The following is a 15769-nucleotide window of genomic DNA, read 5'->3' on the forward strand; positions in this document are numbered from 1 at the left end:
GACTTGTCCTGATCCGCGATCAGCCCTTGGTCGCCGTGTAGACGAAGTTGGTGTACGGGACGGGGCCGAGCGAGAAGCCCTTCACGTTGTTCGCGACGGCGGCGGTCTCTTTCATCTGATAGACCACCATGATGGGGCTCTTGGCGCGGAAATCCGCCAGCATCTTGTGATACATCTCGATGCGCTTGGATTGATCCCGCTCGAGCATCGCGGCCTCGACCAGGGCGTTCATCTCCGGATCGAAGAAGCCATTGCGCCATGCCAGCGTCTTGAACTTTGCGTCCTCGCCGGGATCCGGGCTGTAGACGAACGCGTCGGCATTGGCATGCGGATCCCAGTACTTCAGGCTCCATTCGCCGATATAGATGTCGTGCTTGTGGACGCGGTATTTCGACAGGGTCTGCTTGCCGTCGCCCGGGATGATGTCGATCTTGATGCCGGCTTGCGCCGCCGTCTGCTGGAACGACTCGGCGATGCCGGTGACGGGTTGGGTATTGCGGACGTCGAAGGTGACGTTGAAGCCTTCTGGATATCCGGCCTTCGCCAGCAGCTCCTTGGCCTTTTCGACGTTCAGCTTGTAGGGCTTCTCTCCGGTCGCTCCGGGCAGGCCGACGGGGAGGAAGTCCTGGTGGATTTCACCGATGCCCTTGATGAGGGTCTTCCCGACCGAATCGTAGTCGAGGAGATATTTGAACGCCTGGATGACTTCGGGCTTGGCGAGCTTCGGATTGTGCATGTTGAACGAGATCGAATAGAGCGTTCCGTTCAACTCGCTCTGCAGCTTGACCTTCGGACTCTTGGCGATCGCGTCGAGATCGCCCGGCTCGAGGTTACGGGCGATGTCGACGTCACCGGTTTCGATCATGAGGCGTTGCGTCGAGCTTTCCTTCACGTGACGATAGATCACGCGGGCAAGCTTGGACTTCTGTCCGTAGTATTTCTCGTTGCGCTCCAGAACGACGACCTCGTTGGCGCGCCAGTCGCGCAATTTCATCGGACCCGAGCCGGCATAATGCGTCTGGACCCAGCCGTTGCCGAAGTCACCGTCCTTCTCGTTCTGCATGGCGAGCTTCTTGTCGACCACGGCTGCCGCGTTGACGGACAGGCAGTTGAGCACGAAGCCCGACGCATAGGGTTTGTCGACCGTCAGTGAGAACGTGCCGTCGGGCATCGCCTTGGCGAGCTGGTCGACGTTGGTCTTGTTGAGGCCGAGCTGCAGCAGCTGGAAGGCCGGGCTCTTGGCCAGAACGACGGTTCGCTTGATCGAAAAGGCCACGTCCTCAGCGGTCAGCGGATTTCCGGAGGCGAAGACCAGTCCGGGCTTCAGCTTGAACGTATAGGTCTTGCCGTCGTCGGAGATCTTCCAGCTTTCGGCGATGTCCGGATCGAGCTTGGAAGGATCCTGCTTGTTCAGCCGGACCAGGCGATCATAGGTATTGCCCAGGATCTCGCCCGACGTGACCTCGAGCGCGCTGCCGGGGTCGAGGCTTATGATGTCGTCAATGGCTGCCGCGATGACGAGGGTGTCCGGCGGCGTTGCGGCCTTCGTGGCCGTCTGCACGCCGATCGAAGTGACCACCAGGGTCGCCGCCAGGAGCCCCGTGCGCTTTGCGCTGGACCAGGATCTCATTCTTTATCTCCTAAGTTGCCGTCTCCCGGTCTGCTTGCGGACCGGAGCGTCTGAACAGGTCGGGTGCTGGTGATCACGCCGTTGCGCGGCCATACGCCTCGGAGATCATCACTCCCGAGAGCAGCGTGTAGGCTTCGATCCAGGCGTCACGGGTTTCCCCATCGAGCGCATCGCCGAGCGCTTCCTGCAGCGTCCACACGAGAGCTTCGCCGACCGGCTTGTAGTGGTCGGGCTGGACTCCATATCCGACATGCTTGACGGCGAGGGACTTCGCCGCCGGCAGGATTGCTTCGAGATTGGTCAAGCCGTTGACCACGACCGCGAGCGTGGACATCAGCTTCCTGCCCTGCTCGGAGATGTCACCGTGAAACAGCGGCTTCACCTGAGGGGCGATGACGAACAGGCGGTCGTAGAACATGCGCGCCGCCAGCTCGGCATGAGGCGCAACCTTCTTGAAGGACTCTTGGACCCGATGAATTTGGGCTGGCGTCATTGATGCTCTCCATTCAGCTCCGCCGAAAGCAAAGTCGCTGACGGAGTCATTCGGCCCTTCGGTGCCGGGCCTTCGTCAGTGGAAAAGCAGAATGCGTGCCATGAGAGAATCGAGTGAATTTGTAGATTTTTTCTCTGGAGTGTCAGTATGAAGTAAAATTCTACAATCGCGATCGCCCCCGGTCTGCTCATCGAATGAGCGAAATGCCGGATTAGCTGAATAATTCTTGATCTTTATGATGCTACGAGGGCATGCAATCTACGAAAGTCTATCCTCTGGAAAGCAATTGGCTGCGACATAAAATCTGCAATTCTCTACATTCCTCCATTTTTGCACTTGCATAATCTACAAAATTATAGATTTAATAAGGTGCCGTTTATAACTTCCGGCGCTTGGGGTGCGAAGTGGAGCAATTGCGAGAATGGGCGCGCAGCGCCGATGAAGCTGGTTTCCCGACTGGGCTGCCAGACGGAAAGCCGCGGAATCCAGTTGAAGCTGTCGCGGCTCCACCACGCGTTCCTGCGGAGAAATCAGAGCGCGAATGGTTCAGGGCGGCCTGCATCACCAACATTTTCAAGGAAACCAGCGACAGCGTGTCGTTCGAATTCGAGATGCGCGACGGAGAGGCTTTCCATGCGCAGCCGGGCCAATTCGTCGCGATCCGGTTCGAGATCGAGGGGCACACTCACGAGCGCTGTTATGCAGTCTCGAGCCTCGTCTCGCGCGGCGAAGTGCCGCGCTTCACCGTCAAGCGTGTCTCTTCGGGGTGTGTATCGAACTGGTGCCATGATCATCTTCGCTGCGGTGCCTGGATTCGCGTCAGCCCGCCGACCGGGCAGTTTCGCCTCCATCCGCTGAATACGGAACGCGCTGTCTTCATGGCGGCCGGAATCGGCATGGCGCCGATCTTTCCGATGATCAAGGAGGCGCTGCTCTTCAGCGAACGTGCCGTCAGGGTCATGATCTTCGACCGCGACGAAGAAAGTGCGCCTTTTCTCGCGCCACTGCGCGCATTTGCCGAGCGATACCGGGACAGGCTCGATCTCACCGAAATCTACGTGGGGAAGGCGGGAGAGGTCACGCAAGACGCCATCGCCGATCATCTGGCCGGCACTTGTGATGCGAGCATCTATATGTGCGGCCCGCCGGAGTTCATGCGTCGTGCCGAAGCCGCGGCCATTTCAGTGGGGCTTTGCGAGGACCGCATCTTCGTCAACGCGAATGCGGCGATTCCGGCGCTTCAAATGTCGCCGAATGAGCGTGCCCAATGAGTGGATCCTTTCCTGAGCACGGTCTCCTCGCGGTCGCGCGCGTCATATCGGAAACGATCGATGCGACGACGATCGAAATCGACGTGCCGGCCGATCGGCAGGCCGTCTATGCCGGGCGGGCAGGGCAGTTCGTCCGAATTCTCATTCCCGGCGATCCGGAGCAGCATTCGCGCAGCTATTCCCTGTCCAGTACGCCGGAACTGGAGGAGCCGCTGCGGTTCACGGTGAAGCGCGTGGTCGGCGGCGCGGTATCGGAACGCCTGACCAGGACGCTCTCCCAGGGAGATTATCTGCGGGTCGATCCCCCGGCCGGCGCGTTCACGCTCAGGGATAGCAGCGATCCGCTCGTCCTGATTGCCGGAGGAAGCGGCATCACTCCGCTTTTTTCCCTGCTGAAGGCCGCGCTGAAGCTGACCGATCGTCCGGTCACGCTGTTGTGCGCTCATCGAAATCAGGATGCCGCGATCTTCGCCGGACTGATCGCGGAATATCAGCGCAGCCATCCCGAGCGCCTGTCGGTCCGGCATCATCATAGCGACGAATCGGGCTTCCTGACCGAGAGCGACGTCATCGACCTCCTGACGTCGCATCAGCGCGCCCAGATCTATCTTTGCGGCCCTGCGCCGCTGATGGACCTGGTCGAGAAGGTCTTCGATGCGCACTGTCCGGCGGACAGATACGAGCTGTTCTGCGAACGGTTTCTATCCCCCACGCTCGTCTCGAACGGCGAGGCGAGAGATGCTCCGGAGACTGTCGCCTGCAATGTCGTCGTCCGGATCTCCGGCGAGGATTTCAGCTTTCCCTGGTCGGGCCCCGGCAGTCTGCTCGACGATGCACTGACAGCCGGCGTTCCCATGCCGCATTCCTGCCGGGACGGGCATTGCGGCGCGTGCAAGGCGCGTCTGGTCGAAGGCGACGTCGAGCAGGACGGTGCACTCGCGCTGAGCAAGCGTGATCATCAGAAGAAAAACATCCTGGCGTGTTGCTCGAGGCCGCGATCGCCGTCGCTGGTGCTCGACTACGATTGAGCTTGGTAACATGAAGGCAGAATAGCGATGCTGAAGGTCGGCTCGGTAAAATCGATCGTCCGCTATCCGGTCAAGAGCATGGCCGGCGAGGAGATCAACGAAGGGTTCATCGGCTTTGCCGGCCTGTTCGGCGACCGCGCGTTCGCATTCACCTATCAGGGCGGCAAGCCGGGTTTTCCGTGGTTCACCATCCGGCAATTGGAGGACCTCGTTCGCTTCAAGGCAACCTTCAAGTGGCCGGACAAGGTTCGGGCGCCCGTCGATCTCCAGGCCTCACTCGCGCTTGGGCCGGGCGTGGCTCCGCTGTTTCCCCAAGGCGACGCCTTCGATGTCGAGGTCGCAGCACCTTCGGGTGAGGTGTTCTCCATTCGCGACGATGGCTTGAGGGAGATGCTGGAGGGCGAGACGGGTGAGCAACTCTCCCTGCGCTTCAGCGAACGCAGCCTTTCCGACTGCCGTCCGGTGTCGCTCTTCGCGGGCAACAGCCTGCGCGCGCTCGAAGCGGAGATCGGGGTCAGGCTGGATGCCCGCAGGTTTCGAGCAAATCTGTACGTCGATTGGGACGACGCGGCGCCATTCTACGAGAACGACCTGATGGGACGCGTGCTGCAGATCGGTAGCCGAGCCAGGATCATGGTGACCGAACGGGACCCGCGCTGCAAGATCGTGACGATCGATCCGGATACCGCGGACGAAACTCCCAAAATCCTGAGGCACATCACGTCGGCGCATGGCGGATCCGCCGGCGTTTACGGCGCCGTTCTCTTCGAAGGCGCCGTTCGCAATGGCGATCCGATTTGTGTCGTTTGAGATGTAAGGAGAACTCATGAACGCAAAGCTGGACGACGACGTTCTCGCCTATGCCGCAGAAGTGTTCCAGCTGGCGCGGAACGGCGACGCGGAGGTACTCGACCGGCTGCTCGGGCAGGGATTGCCGTGCGATCTCCGCAACGACAAGGGCGACTCGCTGCTCATGCTCGCCGGGTACAACGGCAACGAGCCGGCGGTGGAGGTTCTGCTGAGGCATGGTGCGGACGCCAACCTGGCGAATGACCGGGTCCAGACGCCGCTCTCGGCAGTGGCCTTCGCAGGGCACATGGGAATCGCGAGGCGGCTCATCGCTGCCGGCGCGTTGACAAGCGCGGCGGCGGCAGGTGGAAAGTCCGCGCTGATGATCGCGGCGATGTTCGATCGTGTCGAGATGGCCGAACTGCTGATCGCGAATGCCGCCGACCCCGCCGAACGCGACGCCAACAACATGACCGCGCTCGACCTGGCGCGCATCAGCGGCGCGAAGCGCGTCGCGGCAATCCTGGAGGCGCTCGGTCAGGGCCCGACAGACACAATCGAATCGTCCTCAACGTAACTCAAGGGAAGCAGTATGACTCAGTTGAAGGGAAAAGTTGCCGTCGTGACGGGGGCGTCGCGCGGTATCGGTGAGGCCATCGTTCGCAAGCTGGCAAGTCAGGGGGCGCATGTCGCTCTGACCTACAAGCTGCAGAAGGACAAGGCCGACGCGGTCGTGGAGAGCATCAAGCAGGATGGCGGATCCGCGATCGCATTGCGGGCCGATGCCGTCGACAAGCGGGCCATCCAGGAAGCCATGGACGAAGCGGGGGCGTATTTCGGCAAGATCGACATTCTGGTCAACAATGCCGGTATGCTGCGGGTTTGTGCGCTCGAGGAGATCGACTTCGCGTTCTACGCGGAGCAGTTCAACGTCCATGTCTGGGGCACCATCGCGGCGACCCAGGCCGCGCTGAAGCACTTCCCGAAGGAGGGCGGCACCGTGATCAACCTGTCATCCTTGCGCGTCTACCAACCGGCGGCGCGGAGCTCGATCTACTCGGCCTCGAAGGCGGCGGTGTCGACGCTGACGCAGGCGCTTGCGGTCGAGCTTGGCCCGCGTGGAATCACGGTGAATGCGGTGGCACCGGGAATCACGCGCACCGACATGACCGCCGCGATGCCCGATGAGCGGCGCAGGATGATCGCCGACGTGACGCCGTTGCGGCGTCTCGGCGAGCCCGGAGACATTGCCTCGGCGGTCGCGCTGCTGGCATCGGACGACGCACGGTGGATCACCGGCAGAACGCTGCTGGCGGACGGCGGGTTCATCGGCACCTGAGGCTGTTGAGAACCGGATGACCGCGGCGCGGGCCACGGTCATCCGGTTCGCGTTTGCCGGCACGAGCGGCCTGCGCCGAACGAGTTCCAGAACCGAAGCCCCAAAAGAATAAGGCGCGCCACTTCCCAGTGGCGCGCCTTTCGCTTGTGGGGCTTGAGCCTATTCCGCAGCCAGGGCGAGCGCGGAAATATCGAACTTGAGCCCGCTGGCGACGCGCTCGCCAAGCTCGGCATCCATCTTGAAGAAGTGCTGGATCATGCGGCTCTTGAGGTCGTCGCGGACATGCGCGAGGAACGTCGTGAGATTGAGCACCAGATCGTCCTGGTAGGACTTTTCGAGCGAGCGATAGAACTCGCCGCCCTGGGTGTGATCGTCCGTACGGCGGATGCACTTCTGCTGAACCCGCCCGTGAACCATCGGTTCGTGCGGCGATCCCGTGGCGGGACCCTCGCGGAGCGCCTGGCCGGTGCTCGGTTCGTAGTTGATGTTCGCATTGACCGAGGCGTCGCCGGAATCGACACGATAGGCCATCTGGCCGGCGCCGTAGTTGGTCGCGACACGCGACTTCGGCGTGTTGATCGGTAGCTGCAGGTAGTTGGTGCCGATGCGATAACGCTGTGCATCCGAATAGGCGAACGTGCGCCCAAGAAGCAGGCGATCGTTAGAAGCCTCGATTCCATCGACCATCACGCCCGGGCTGAACGCTGCCTGCTCGACCTCGGTGAAATAGTCGAGGGGGTTCTTGTTGAGCACCATCTTGCCGACCGCGAGAAGCGGGAATTGGTCGGCCGGCCAGATCTTGGTGGCGTCGAGCGGATCGAACGAAAGTTCCGGATGTTCGTCGTCCGACATGATCTGCGCGAACAGCTCCCACTCCGGGAATTCGCCGCGATCGATCGCCTCGTACAGGTCTTCCGTGGCGTGATACAGGTTGGTCGACTGCGTCTGGCAGGCCTCCGCATGCGTCAGGCCGACGAGGCCCTGCTTGCTGAGCCAGGTGAAACGCACGAGCACGCCTTCGCCGGCGTCATTGACGAACTTGAAGGCATGGACGCCGTAGCCGTCCATGAACCGATAGCCCTTTGGTACGCCGCGATAGCTCGATGTCATCAACGTGACCAGCAGAGCCTCGGGGCTCTGGCTGACGAAATCGAACCTTCGATTGGGATCGTAGCGATTGGTCAGCGGGCTCGGGCGCGAAGAGTGGATGAGGTCGGGGAATTTGATCGGATCACGGATGAAGAAGACGGGGTGGTTGTTGCCGACGAGATCCCAGTTGCCCTCGTCCGTGTAGAACTTGGTGGCGAAGCCGCGCGGATCGCGCGTGGTTTCCGGCGAATGGCCGCCGCCGACGACGGTCGAGAAGCGCACGAAGACGGGCGTGCGTTTGCCCTGTTCCTGAAGCAGTTTCGCGCGGGTGTACTTGCTTGCCGGTTCGTCGCCGATCGTGCCGTAGGCTTCGAAATAGCCGTGAGCGCCGGCCCCACGTGCATGCACGATCCGCTCGGGAACGCGCTCCCGATTGAAATGGGCGATCTTCTCGATGTAGTTGTAATTGTCCAGGAGCAGCGGGCCGCTGTCACCGACGACGCGGCTGTTCTGGTTGTCCGTGACGACCCGGCCCTGCCTGTTGGTGAGGGTCCTGGTCCCGGGCGTACTGCTCTCGCCAAATTCGATCATCATTCTGTTCCAAGGGCTGTTGCGCTTGAGGGCGTCCGACAGTGCATCTGACGACGTCGGCGCATCTCATGGCGCAAAAGTAGCCTTGTCATTCACGGCGAGGAATGACAAAAATGTTCGAGAAAGTGACAATCGCCATATGGCCATCGTAGCGCGCAGCAAATTCGCCAAGGACGTCGAACGGGCATCCCCGTTCGTCGTCGCTCTTGCGCGCGACGACGAGCAGGGCTTCGTCATCGAGCCTCAGAAACACACACGCGCTCAGCTTCTTTATGCGGTCGAAGGCGTGATGCGGGTCAGAACGCCGGAGGGGATGTGGATCATCCCTCCGCGCCGCGCGCTGTGGATTCCCGTCGACGTCGAGCATTCCGTGACGATGCTGAGCCCGGTCAGCATGCGTACCATCTATATCGATGCCAAGAGGGCCAAGTCGTTCGGCGAGGCTTGCCGGCTGATCGAGGTCAGCAGCCTCTTGCGCGAACTCATCCTGTCGCTTCTGGAGGAGCCGCTCGAATATGCGCTCGACGGGCGCGGCGGTCACGTCGCGGAGCTCATTCTCATCGAGATCACGCGTGCCCCGCAAATCCCGATCGTCATTCCCTGGCCGCGCGACAAGCGGATCGTCACGATCTGTTCGACGCTGATGGAGAACCCGGGCGACCAGAGAAGCCTGGAAGACTGGGCCGAGGTGGCGGGCGCGAGCACCCGCACGCTCATTCGACTGTTCCAGAAGGAGACGGGGCTGCATTTCCGCCACTGGCTGCAGCAGGTGCATCTTGCCGAAGCCCTGTCGCGTCTGACGCATGGTGACAGCATCGGAGAGATCGCTCGCCGGCTCGGCTATGCGAGCCCCAGCGCCTTCACGACGATGTTCCGGCGCACGCTCGGGGTATCACCGAGCCAGTATCTTCAGCATCGCCTGCGCTGAGCGTCAGAAACTATCGCCGACGCCGATCCAGATCAGCTCCGCGGTCTCCTGCCCCGGATTGCGCCAGGAATGGAAGAGATGGCTGCGGAAGTACAGGGAGTCTCCCTTCGTCAGGCGGTGAATGCGGGCATTGTCGATCGTCACCTCGAACTCACCGGAGATGACGACGAGGAATTCCTCGCCTTCGTGCCGATAGGAGCCGTTGCTGTGAATCCCCGGTTCGACCTTCCAGCGCTTGCACGCCATGATTCCGTGGCCCGAGCACAGGCGTTCCATTTGAACGCCCAGACCGAGGCGCGGCAGCAGCACGCCATGGTCCCGCATCACGACTTCGTCGTTCGAATTGCCGGCGGTCACGTCGACGCCCATCAGGCGATTGAGCGTGGCGCCGTAGAAGCTCGCAAGCCGCTTCAACAGCGGCATGTTGATGCCCAGCGACGTGCGTTCGATCGAGGCGAGCAGGGAGGGATCGACGCCGACGATTTCGGCGACCTTCTTGATCGTCAGGCGGCGCGCGAGGCGCAGCTTCCGCAGATTGGCGCCGACTTCGGAGGGGATCTCGCGCTCGCCGGCTTCCGTTTCAGCGCCCGCCGGAGACGCACTCTGCGCGGACAGCGCGGCCTTGATCTCGGAGATCTTCATGCCGTGCAGGCTGCGCATGCGCTTGATGGCGATGGCGGTCTCGACATCCGACTGCCGATAGGTGCGGCGGCCGGTCTGCGTGTAGGTCGGCGTCAGGAGTTCCTGTTCCTCCCAGACCCGGATCGTCGAGACGGATACGCCGGCATGGCGGGAGACATCGGATATTCGTAAGGTCGTTTTCTCGCGCGTGTCGAGCATGGTCTTGTCCCGGCAGAGCCTCTGCTAATTTCCTCCATCAATAGCACAAAAAACCTCCAGAATTGAAGGATTTGTTTGGCGATTCCTTGCCTGAGGGGCCGAATTTGGAGGAAATGCCGCTCTCACGTTCCGGCTATCCGCGAGCACGGGCCAGCGAGCCCCCGTCCGGACGCAAGCGTTGGGCCACGCCAAACTCGAGATATTGCCGCGGCGTCCGGCCGGTGACACGGCGGAACGTGGCGATGAACGCGCTTGGGCTCTCATAGCCGACCTCTTCGGCAACCTGAGCAACGGGTTCTCCCGACATCAGGCGCCGCACGGCTTCGAGAATCCGCGCGGTCTGCTGCCAGTCGCGGAAGTTCATCCCGGTCTCGATCGGGAAGAGACGCGACAAGGTTCGCTCGCTGATGCCGACCTCGCGACACCAGTCGCGCATCGATTTCCGGCTCGCCGTGTTCTCGAGAAACGTCAGGCTGATCCGCAACAGCCGGCGATCGGTCGGCATCGGAAGATAGAGCGGCGCGACCGGAGCGTTTTCGAGTTGATCGAGCAGGACGCGCATCATGCGGTCTTCCGGGCCGCCGATCGGATAGAGCCGCGGAATGTCGGCTGCATGCAATATCAGTTCGCGCAGCAGCGGCGTGATGCTGACCATGCAGACGTCGCGCAACTGAATCTGCGTCGGGTCCACGAAAATGCTGCGAAGCCTGATCTCGCTGTGAGCTTCGACGGCGTGTTCCACGCCGGCGGGAACCCATAGCGCACGCTGCGGCGGCACCGCCCATACGCCCCTCGCGGCATGCACCGTCATGGTCCCGACCGCGGCGAATATCAGTTGCGAGCGGCTGTGGATGTGCGGCTGCGTGCGAAATCCCGTGTCGTAGTCATGGCCCCGGACGACGATCGGTCTGGGCACGTCTTCAATCTCATTCTCGAACGCGAGGCGCGAACGCCACTCTGCCGGAAGGATTACCTGGCTCATCAAGCCACCTCGAACGCCATTCACTGGCTTGCGAATACGAAGCAAGAGCTGTGCCGCGCGATGATGCCGTCGTAACGACGCTTCGAGGCGGTGGTCAAATCTGCGGCATTGCCTGGCAGCGAACGGCACGGTCCAGCGCCGTCAGATTGGCGAGTCGCCTACAGAATTTGGCGCATCTCGTAATTGTCGGCCTCTCGTCGCCGCGATCTACTCCGCGATGTCTTCAACAACTGGCGGAGAGATGCGTGGAGCGACGCAAGCTCAGACTCGAAATCGACTACCAGCGTTGTCAGGGCCACGCCCGCTGTATCGCCCTCGCGCCCGAACTCTTCGATGTCGATGACTACGGCAACGGCAAGGTTCGCTTCGAGGGCGCGCTGGCTCCGCAGCAACTCGAGAGAGCTCGCGACGTGCAGCGGAATTGTCCCGAATACGCGATCAGGATCAACGACATGGAGACCGACAATGACGGTTAGCCGTCCACCTGTGTCGGATTGGAAAACCGACTTCGACCATCTTGATCCGCATTGGCTGGAAGACCCTTATCCGATCTGGGACGATCTCCGCCAGATGTGCCCGATCGCGCATACCGAGCGCTACACCGGGGCTTATCTCCCGACCAAATACGACGACATCCGCACCATCGCCTACGATACCGAGAACTTCACCTCCGCGCGCGTCAGTCTGCGGGTCGAGCGTGCCGTTCCGGCGGTGCCCAATCCGCCGTTGACGCTCGATCCGCCCCATCATCGTCCCTCGCGCATGATGATCCTGCCGCTGTTCACGCCGCAGGCGATCAAGGCCTACGAACCTCAGATCACCGAGCTCTGCGATCGGCTGATCGACCGGTTCATCGACCGCGGCCATTGCGACGGTGCGGTCGAGTATGCCCAGGAGATCACCGCGCGCATGATGGCGCGCTTCTTCGGTGTGCCGGAGGACATGGGGCCGCAGTTTCGCACATGGATCTACGAGAACCTCGAGCTCGGTCTCGTGGAGCCCGATGTGTACGCGCGATCCACCAGGGAGATCGACGACTATTTCCTGGTCGAGATCGCGAAGCGGCGTCGTGAACCGACCGACGATCTGATCGCCTACCTGATGAGGGCGGAGTTCAATGGCGCGCTGATGAGCGATGCCGAGATCGCGGCGGCGCTGAGATTGCTGATGACGGCGGGGATCGGGACGACGTGGAGCACCATCGGCGCCTCGATCTGGCACCTGGCGACCCATCCCGAAGATCTCGCTCGCTTGGTCGCCGAACCGGAACTGATGCCGACGGCCGTCGAGGAATTTCTCCGGGCTTATGCTCCGGCGAGCCTCGCGCGTGAGGTCCTGCGAGATGTCGAGGTGGGCGGCTGCAAGCTGAAGGCCGGCCAGATGGTGTTCATGGCATTCCCCGCGGGAAATCGTGACCCGGCCGTATTCCCCGATGCGGACAAGGTGATCCTCGACCGCAAGGACAACAAGCATATGGCGTTCGGCATCGGTATCCACCGCTGCCTCGGCTCGAACCTCGCGCGCATCGAAATCCGCATCGGCCTGGAAAGGCTGATCGCGAGAATCCCGCGCTTCACGCTGGATCGCGAGAAGGACGTGGTGTGGTCGGAAAGTCATATCCGCGGCGTCCGCAAGGTTCCCATAGTTTTCGGACAACAGTGAAAGATCGTCACATGCCTCATCAATTCACGAGACGCGGGCTCATCAAGGCGGGCGGCGCCGCCATGCTCGGCTCTGTCGCATCGCCCGCTCTCCTGACGTCGGCGCTGGCTGGAACTGTGCCCGACATCACGATTTACGGCACGTGGGAAATGACGGCTCCCGGCATCGCCAGCACCGCTGCCCTTTGTGACCGCGGGTCGCGCGTCGCGGTCGAAAACGTCGCCAGGAAACTGAATCTCAATTGCCGATACGAAACGATCGACACCGAGGGCGATCCCGGCAAGGGCGTGCGTAAGATCGACGAGCAGATGAGCAAGAGCGGCGCGAAGTTCTTCGTCGGTGGCGCCTCGTCATCGGTTGCTCTTGCGGTGAGCAAGGCCGTCAACGCGGCGGGTGGCGTTTACGTGACGACCGGCGGTGCCGACGAACTCACGGGGGCCGACTGCGCGAAATCAACCTTCCGTTGGCCGGTTGCGACCTACGGCGCCGTCGAGACCACGGTGCGTCCTTTGCGGCAGAAACTGCCGCAAGCAAAGCGCTGGTACACGTTGACGCCGAAATATGTCTTCGGCGATGCATTGTTGCGGAATACCCAGCGGGTGCTGGCCGGAACCGGCGCTGAGCACGTCGGAAACGCCTACCACACGCTCGCCGAACGTGAATTCTCCGGATATCTGACGGACGCTCTTGCCGCGAAGCCGGATGTGCTCTGTCTGCACTCGTTCAGCGGTCAGACTACCGACATTCTCAGGCAGGCGGCCGAATTCGGCCTCAAGAACAAGCTCGCGGTGCTGATCGTATGGTCCGCGGGGCTCGATCAGTTCAAGGCGATGGGCCCCGATCTCCTGGAAGGTGTCTATCTCGGCGCGCAATACTGGCACTCCATCGCCGAGCCGGCCAACGTCGAAACAGTGAAGCTGTTCGAGAAGACGTTCTCATCGCCGCCATCCTATTCCGAGGCGTCCGGCTACACGCTCGCCCGGCTCATCCTGGAGGGCGTTGCGAAGGCGGGGACGGCAGAGCCGGCCAAAGTCGTCGCGGCCATGGAAGGACTGCGCTACGACGGCCTGACCGGCCCCGAGGAAGTGCGGGCTGCGGATCACCAGTGCCTCAAGAACTACTACCTCGCGATCGGAAAATCGTCGTCGAAGATGAAGGATCCGAATGACTTCATCGAAATCCTCTCCGGCGGCCGCGCGTTTCTCGATCCGGCCAAGACGGGCTGCGTAGCGATCTGATGCAGCTCCTCGTATCTCAGCTCGTGAACGGCATCGGCCTGGGGATGATCTACTTTCTGGTCGCGATCGGATTGTCTCTGATCTTTGGCCTCATGGGGTTCGTCAATTTTTCCCATGGCGCCTTCTATCTGCTCGGCGCCTACGTCACCTTTGCCGTTCGCGACCATGGATGGGACTTCTTCGTCGCGCTCGGGACCGCTGTCGTGCTGGTGGCGATCTTCGCGATCGTTATCGAACGGCTGATCCTGACGAGAATCTATTCGCTGCCGCCATACTTCCACATTCTGACGACCTTCGGCCTGACGCTCATGATCGAGGAGGGCGTCCGCATGATCTGGTCTGCGGCGCCGCAACGCGTGGCGACGCCGGAGATCTTCCGCGGCCTCACATTCGTGGGACCGTTCTTCTATCCCAACTACCGGATTTTCGTCGTTGCGGTCACCATCGTCTGCGCGATCGGTATCTGGTATGCGCTGGAGCGGACGCGCTATGGCGCGATGGTGCGCGCCGGCGCCGAGAACCGCGAGGTGGTGATGCTGCTCGGGCTCAATATCGGCGCGCTCTTCACCTGCAATTTCGCGCTCGGTGCCGCACTCGCCGCGCTGGCTGGCGGACTGGTCTCGCCGATCCGCGGGGTCGATCCCTATATGGGGCTCGAGGCGCTCGGAATGGCCTTCGTCGTCTGCGTCGTCGGCGGGCTCGGGAGTTTCCGGGGCGCACTGATCGCGGCGCTTCTGATCGGAATCATGCAGAGCTTCGCGACGAGCATCGCGGGAACCGGTGCGGGGATCGTCGCCTATCTCGCCATGGCGATCGTCCTGATCGTGAGGCCGCGCGGCCTCGTCGGCGTGGCGCAGGGCTACGTCAGATGAGGCAGTTCGCTGCGCCGCGTGCGAAGCGGGATCTCCGCTCCAGCTGCGTCTATCTCCTGTCGCTGCCCCTTCTTCCCTTCGTGCTTCCGTCGCTTCCGCTCGCGACCGAAATTGTCATCATGACGATCGCTTCGCTGAGCTGCTATCTGGTCCTGGCGTACGGCCCGCTGCTCTCGTTCGGCCAGGGCGCGTTCTTTGGAATTGGAGCCTATGTCGGTGCGGGCTATGCGCTCCGCGCCAAGGGAACGGTGGCGGGAGACGTCGTCTTCGCCTTGCCGATCAGTGCGATGGCCGCAGCAGTGGCGGCCCTTTGCGTCGGCTCCGTCGCCCTGCGCCGCGTCGCCGGTGGAGATGGCAGCGGGGCAGGCGGCTTGCGCTTCCTGATGTTGACATTCGCGGTCGCGCAGGTCGCCTATTTTTGCGCTTACAATCTGCCGCAACTGACGGGGGGCGAGAACGGACTTCTCGACGTGCCGCGGCTTCCGGCTTTCGCGATCCGCTGGTTCACGACGCCGGGGGGATTCTACGTGGTCTGTGCGGCCGTGCTGGCTGTCCTGGTGGTTGGGATGGAGATTGCCGCGAACTCGGTCATTGGTCTCGGTTTCAAGGCCGTCACCGAAAGCGAGCATCGTGCGGCTGCGGTCGGATACAGGGTCTTCTGGATGCGGCTCGCCCTGTTCACGACGGCAGGTGCCATCGCCGGAATTGCGGGATGCCTCTATGCATCCTTCCTGGGTCTCGTTCCGCTCAGCGCGATCGACGTCAGGCAGAGCGAAAGCATCGTCGTCGCAACCATCCTGGGCGGGGTAGGGGCGCCGCTTGGGCCATTGCTGGGGACGATCTGCCTTACGCTCGGCGGCGACCTCTTCTCCAAGGTGTGGCCGCATTGGCCGTTTGCCGTTGGCGCCATCATCGTCCTCGTGGTGTTCTTCGCCAGAGGTGGCTTGTGGGGGCTGATCGAACGCGCGACGGCCATCCGGATCATCCGCGCAGGACACAAGGCAACGGCACCATGAG

16 protein-coding genes are annotated in these 15769 nt (G+C 62.2%); 11 read left to right on the top strand and 5 right to left on the bottom strand.

Annotated elements, in window-relative coordinates; all coding sequences use genetic code 11:
* Window positions 1-19 precede the first annotated feature (19 nt).
* Window positions 20-1630, bottom strand: coding sequence for an ABC transporter substrate-binding protein (locus QM712_RS04895; RefSeq protein ID WP_415021913.1), 1611 nt, complete (start codon window positions 1628-1630; stop codon window positions 20-22).
* A gap of 73 nt (window positions 1631-1703) precedes the next feature.
* Window positions 1704-2123 carry a globin family protein gene (locus QM712_RS04900; RefSeq protein ID WP_415021914.1) on the bottom strand — a complete coding sequence of 140 codons (420 nt, stop codon included), beginning with the start codon at window positions 2121-2123 and terminating at the stop codon, window positions 1704-1706.
* 404 nt (window positions 2124-2527) lie between these two features.
* On the opposite strand from QM712_RS04900, the gene QM712_RS04905 reads away from it, so the two are divergent.
* Genes QM712_RS04905 through QM712_RS04925 form a run of 5 tightly spaced genes read left to right on the top strand, consistent with a single transcriptional unit; the run spans window position 2528 to window position 6550 of the window.
* Window positions 2528-3394 (top strand): ferredoxin--NADP reductase, encoded by an 867-nt coding sequence (locus QM712_RS04905; RefSeq protein ID WP_415021915.1) that lies wholly within the window; start codon window positions 2528-2530, stop codon window positions 3392-3394.
* On the top strand, window positions 3391-4422 hold the full coding sequence (locus tag QM712_RS04910) for a flavin reductase family protein (RefSeq protein WP_415021916.1): 1032 nt from the start codon (window positions 3391-3393) through the stop codon (window positions 4420-4422). Before QM712_RS04905 ends, QM712_RS04910 begins: the two co-directional genes overlap by 4 nt.
* 27 nt (window positions 4423-4449) lie before the next feature.
* Window positions 4450-5232: an MOSC domain-containing protein gene (locus QM712_RS04915; RefSeq protein WP_415021917.1), complete on the top strand. Its 783-nt coding sequence runs from the start codon at window positions 4450-4452 to the stop codon at window positions 5230-5232.
* 16 nt (window positions 5233-5248) lie between these two features.
* A complete protein-coding gene (locus QM712_RS04920) occupies window positions 5249-5788 on the top strand; it encodes an ankyrin repeat domain-containing protein (protein ID WP_415021918.1) in 540 nt (179 codons plus the stop codon).
* Between the two features lie 15 nt (window positions 5789-5803).
* Window positions 5804-6550 (top strand): SDR family NAD(P)-dependent oxidoreductase, encoded by a 747-nt coding sequence (locus QM712_RS04925; protein ID WP_415021919.1) that lies wholly within the window; start codon window positions 5804-5806, stop codon window positions 6548-6550.
* Window positions 6551-6709: 159 nt separating this feature from the next.
* Here QM712_RS04925 and QM712_RS04930 read toward each other — a convergent pair whose 3' ends face one another.
* Window positions 6710-8230 carry a catalase gene (locus QM712_RS04930; protein WP_415021920.1) on the bottom strand — a complete coding sequence of 507 codons (1521 nt, stop codon included), beginning with the start codon at window positions 8228-8230 and terminating at the stop codon, window positions 6710-6712.
* Here QM712_RS04930 and QM712_RS04935 point away from each other — a divergent pair.
* Window positions 8160-9158, top strand: coding sequence for an AraC family transcriptional regulator (locus tag QM712_RS04935; RefSeq protein WP_415022051.1), 999 nt, complete (start codon window positions 8160-8162; stop codon window positions 9156-9158). The two genes, QM712_RS04930 and QM712_RS04935, sit on opposite strands and share 71 nt — an antisense overlap.
* Before the next feature lie 3 nt (window positions 9159-9161).
* On the opposite strand, the gene QM712_RS04940 is transcribed toward QM712_RS04935, so the two are convergent.
* Both QM712_RS04940 and QM712_RS04945 read right to left on the bottom strand, forming a co-directional pair.
* Window positions 9162-9998 (bottom strand): MerR family transcriptional regulator, encoded by an 837-nt coding sequence (locus QM712_RS04940; RefSeq protein ID WP_415021921.1) that lies wholly within the window; start codon window positions 9996-9998, stop codon window positions 9162-9164.
* Between the two features lie 133 nt (window positions 9999-10131).
* Window positions 10132-11109, bottom strand: coding sequence for an AraC family transcriptional regulator (locus QM712_RS04945; RefSeq protein WP_415021922.1), 978 nt, complete (start codon window positions 11107-11109; stop codon window positions 10132-10134).
* Window positions 11110-11225: 116 nt separating this feature from the next.
* On the opposite strand from QM712_RS04945, the gene QM712_RS04950 reads away from it, so the two are divergent.
* From QM712_RS04950 to QM712_RS04970, 5 genes are read left to right on the top strand one after another with little or no spacing between them, the layout of a single operon-like run.
* Complete coding sequence (locus QM712_RS04950; protein ID WP_415021923.1) at window positions 11226-11456, top strand: ferredoxin; 231 nt, start codon at window positions 11226-11228, stop codon at window positions 11454-11456.
* On the top strand, window positions 11446-12642 hold the full coding sequence (locus QM712_RS04955; protein WP_415021924.1) for a cytochrome P450: 1197 nt from the start codon (window positions 11446-11448) through the stop codon (window positions 12640-12642). The genes QM712_RS04950 and QM712_RS04955 overlap by 11 nt, the downstream gene beginning before the upstream one ends.
* A gap of 11 nt (window positions 12643-12653) precedes the next feature.
* Window positions 12654-13880, top strand: coding sequence for an ABC transporter substrate-binding protein (locus QM712_RS04960; RefSeq protein WP_415021925.1), 1227 nt, complete (start codon window positions 12654-12656; stop codon window positions 13878-13880).
* Window positions 13880-14752: a branched-chain amino acid ABC transporter permease gene (locus tag QM712_RS04965; protein WP_415021926.1), complete on the top strand. Its 873-nt coding sequence runs from the start codon at window positions 13880-13882 to the stop codon at window positions 14750-14752. Before QM712_RS04960 ends, QM712_RS04965 begins: the two co-directional genes overlap by 1 nt.
* Window positions 14749-15768 (top strand): branched-chain amino acid ABC transporter permease, encoded by a 1020-nt coding sequence (locus QM712_RS04970; protein ID WP_415021927.1) that lies wholly within the window; start codon window positions 14749-14751, stop codon window positions 15766-15768. The genes QM712_RS04965 and QM712_RS04970 overlap by 4 nt, the downstream gene beginning before the upstream one ends.
* Window position 15769 lies beyond the last annotated feature (1 nt).

The sequence above is a fragment of the Bradyrhizobium sp. genome (assembly GCF_047605465.1).
Lineage (GTDB): Bacteria > Pseudomonadota > Alphaproteobacteria > Rhizobiales > Xanthobacteraceae > Bradyrhizobium.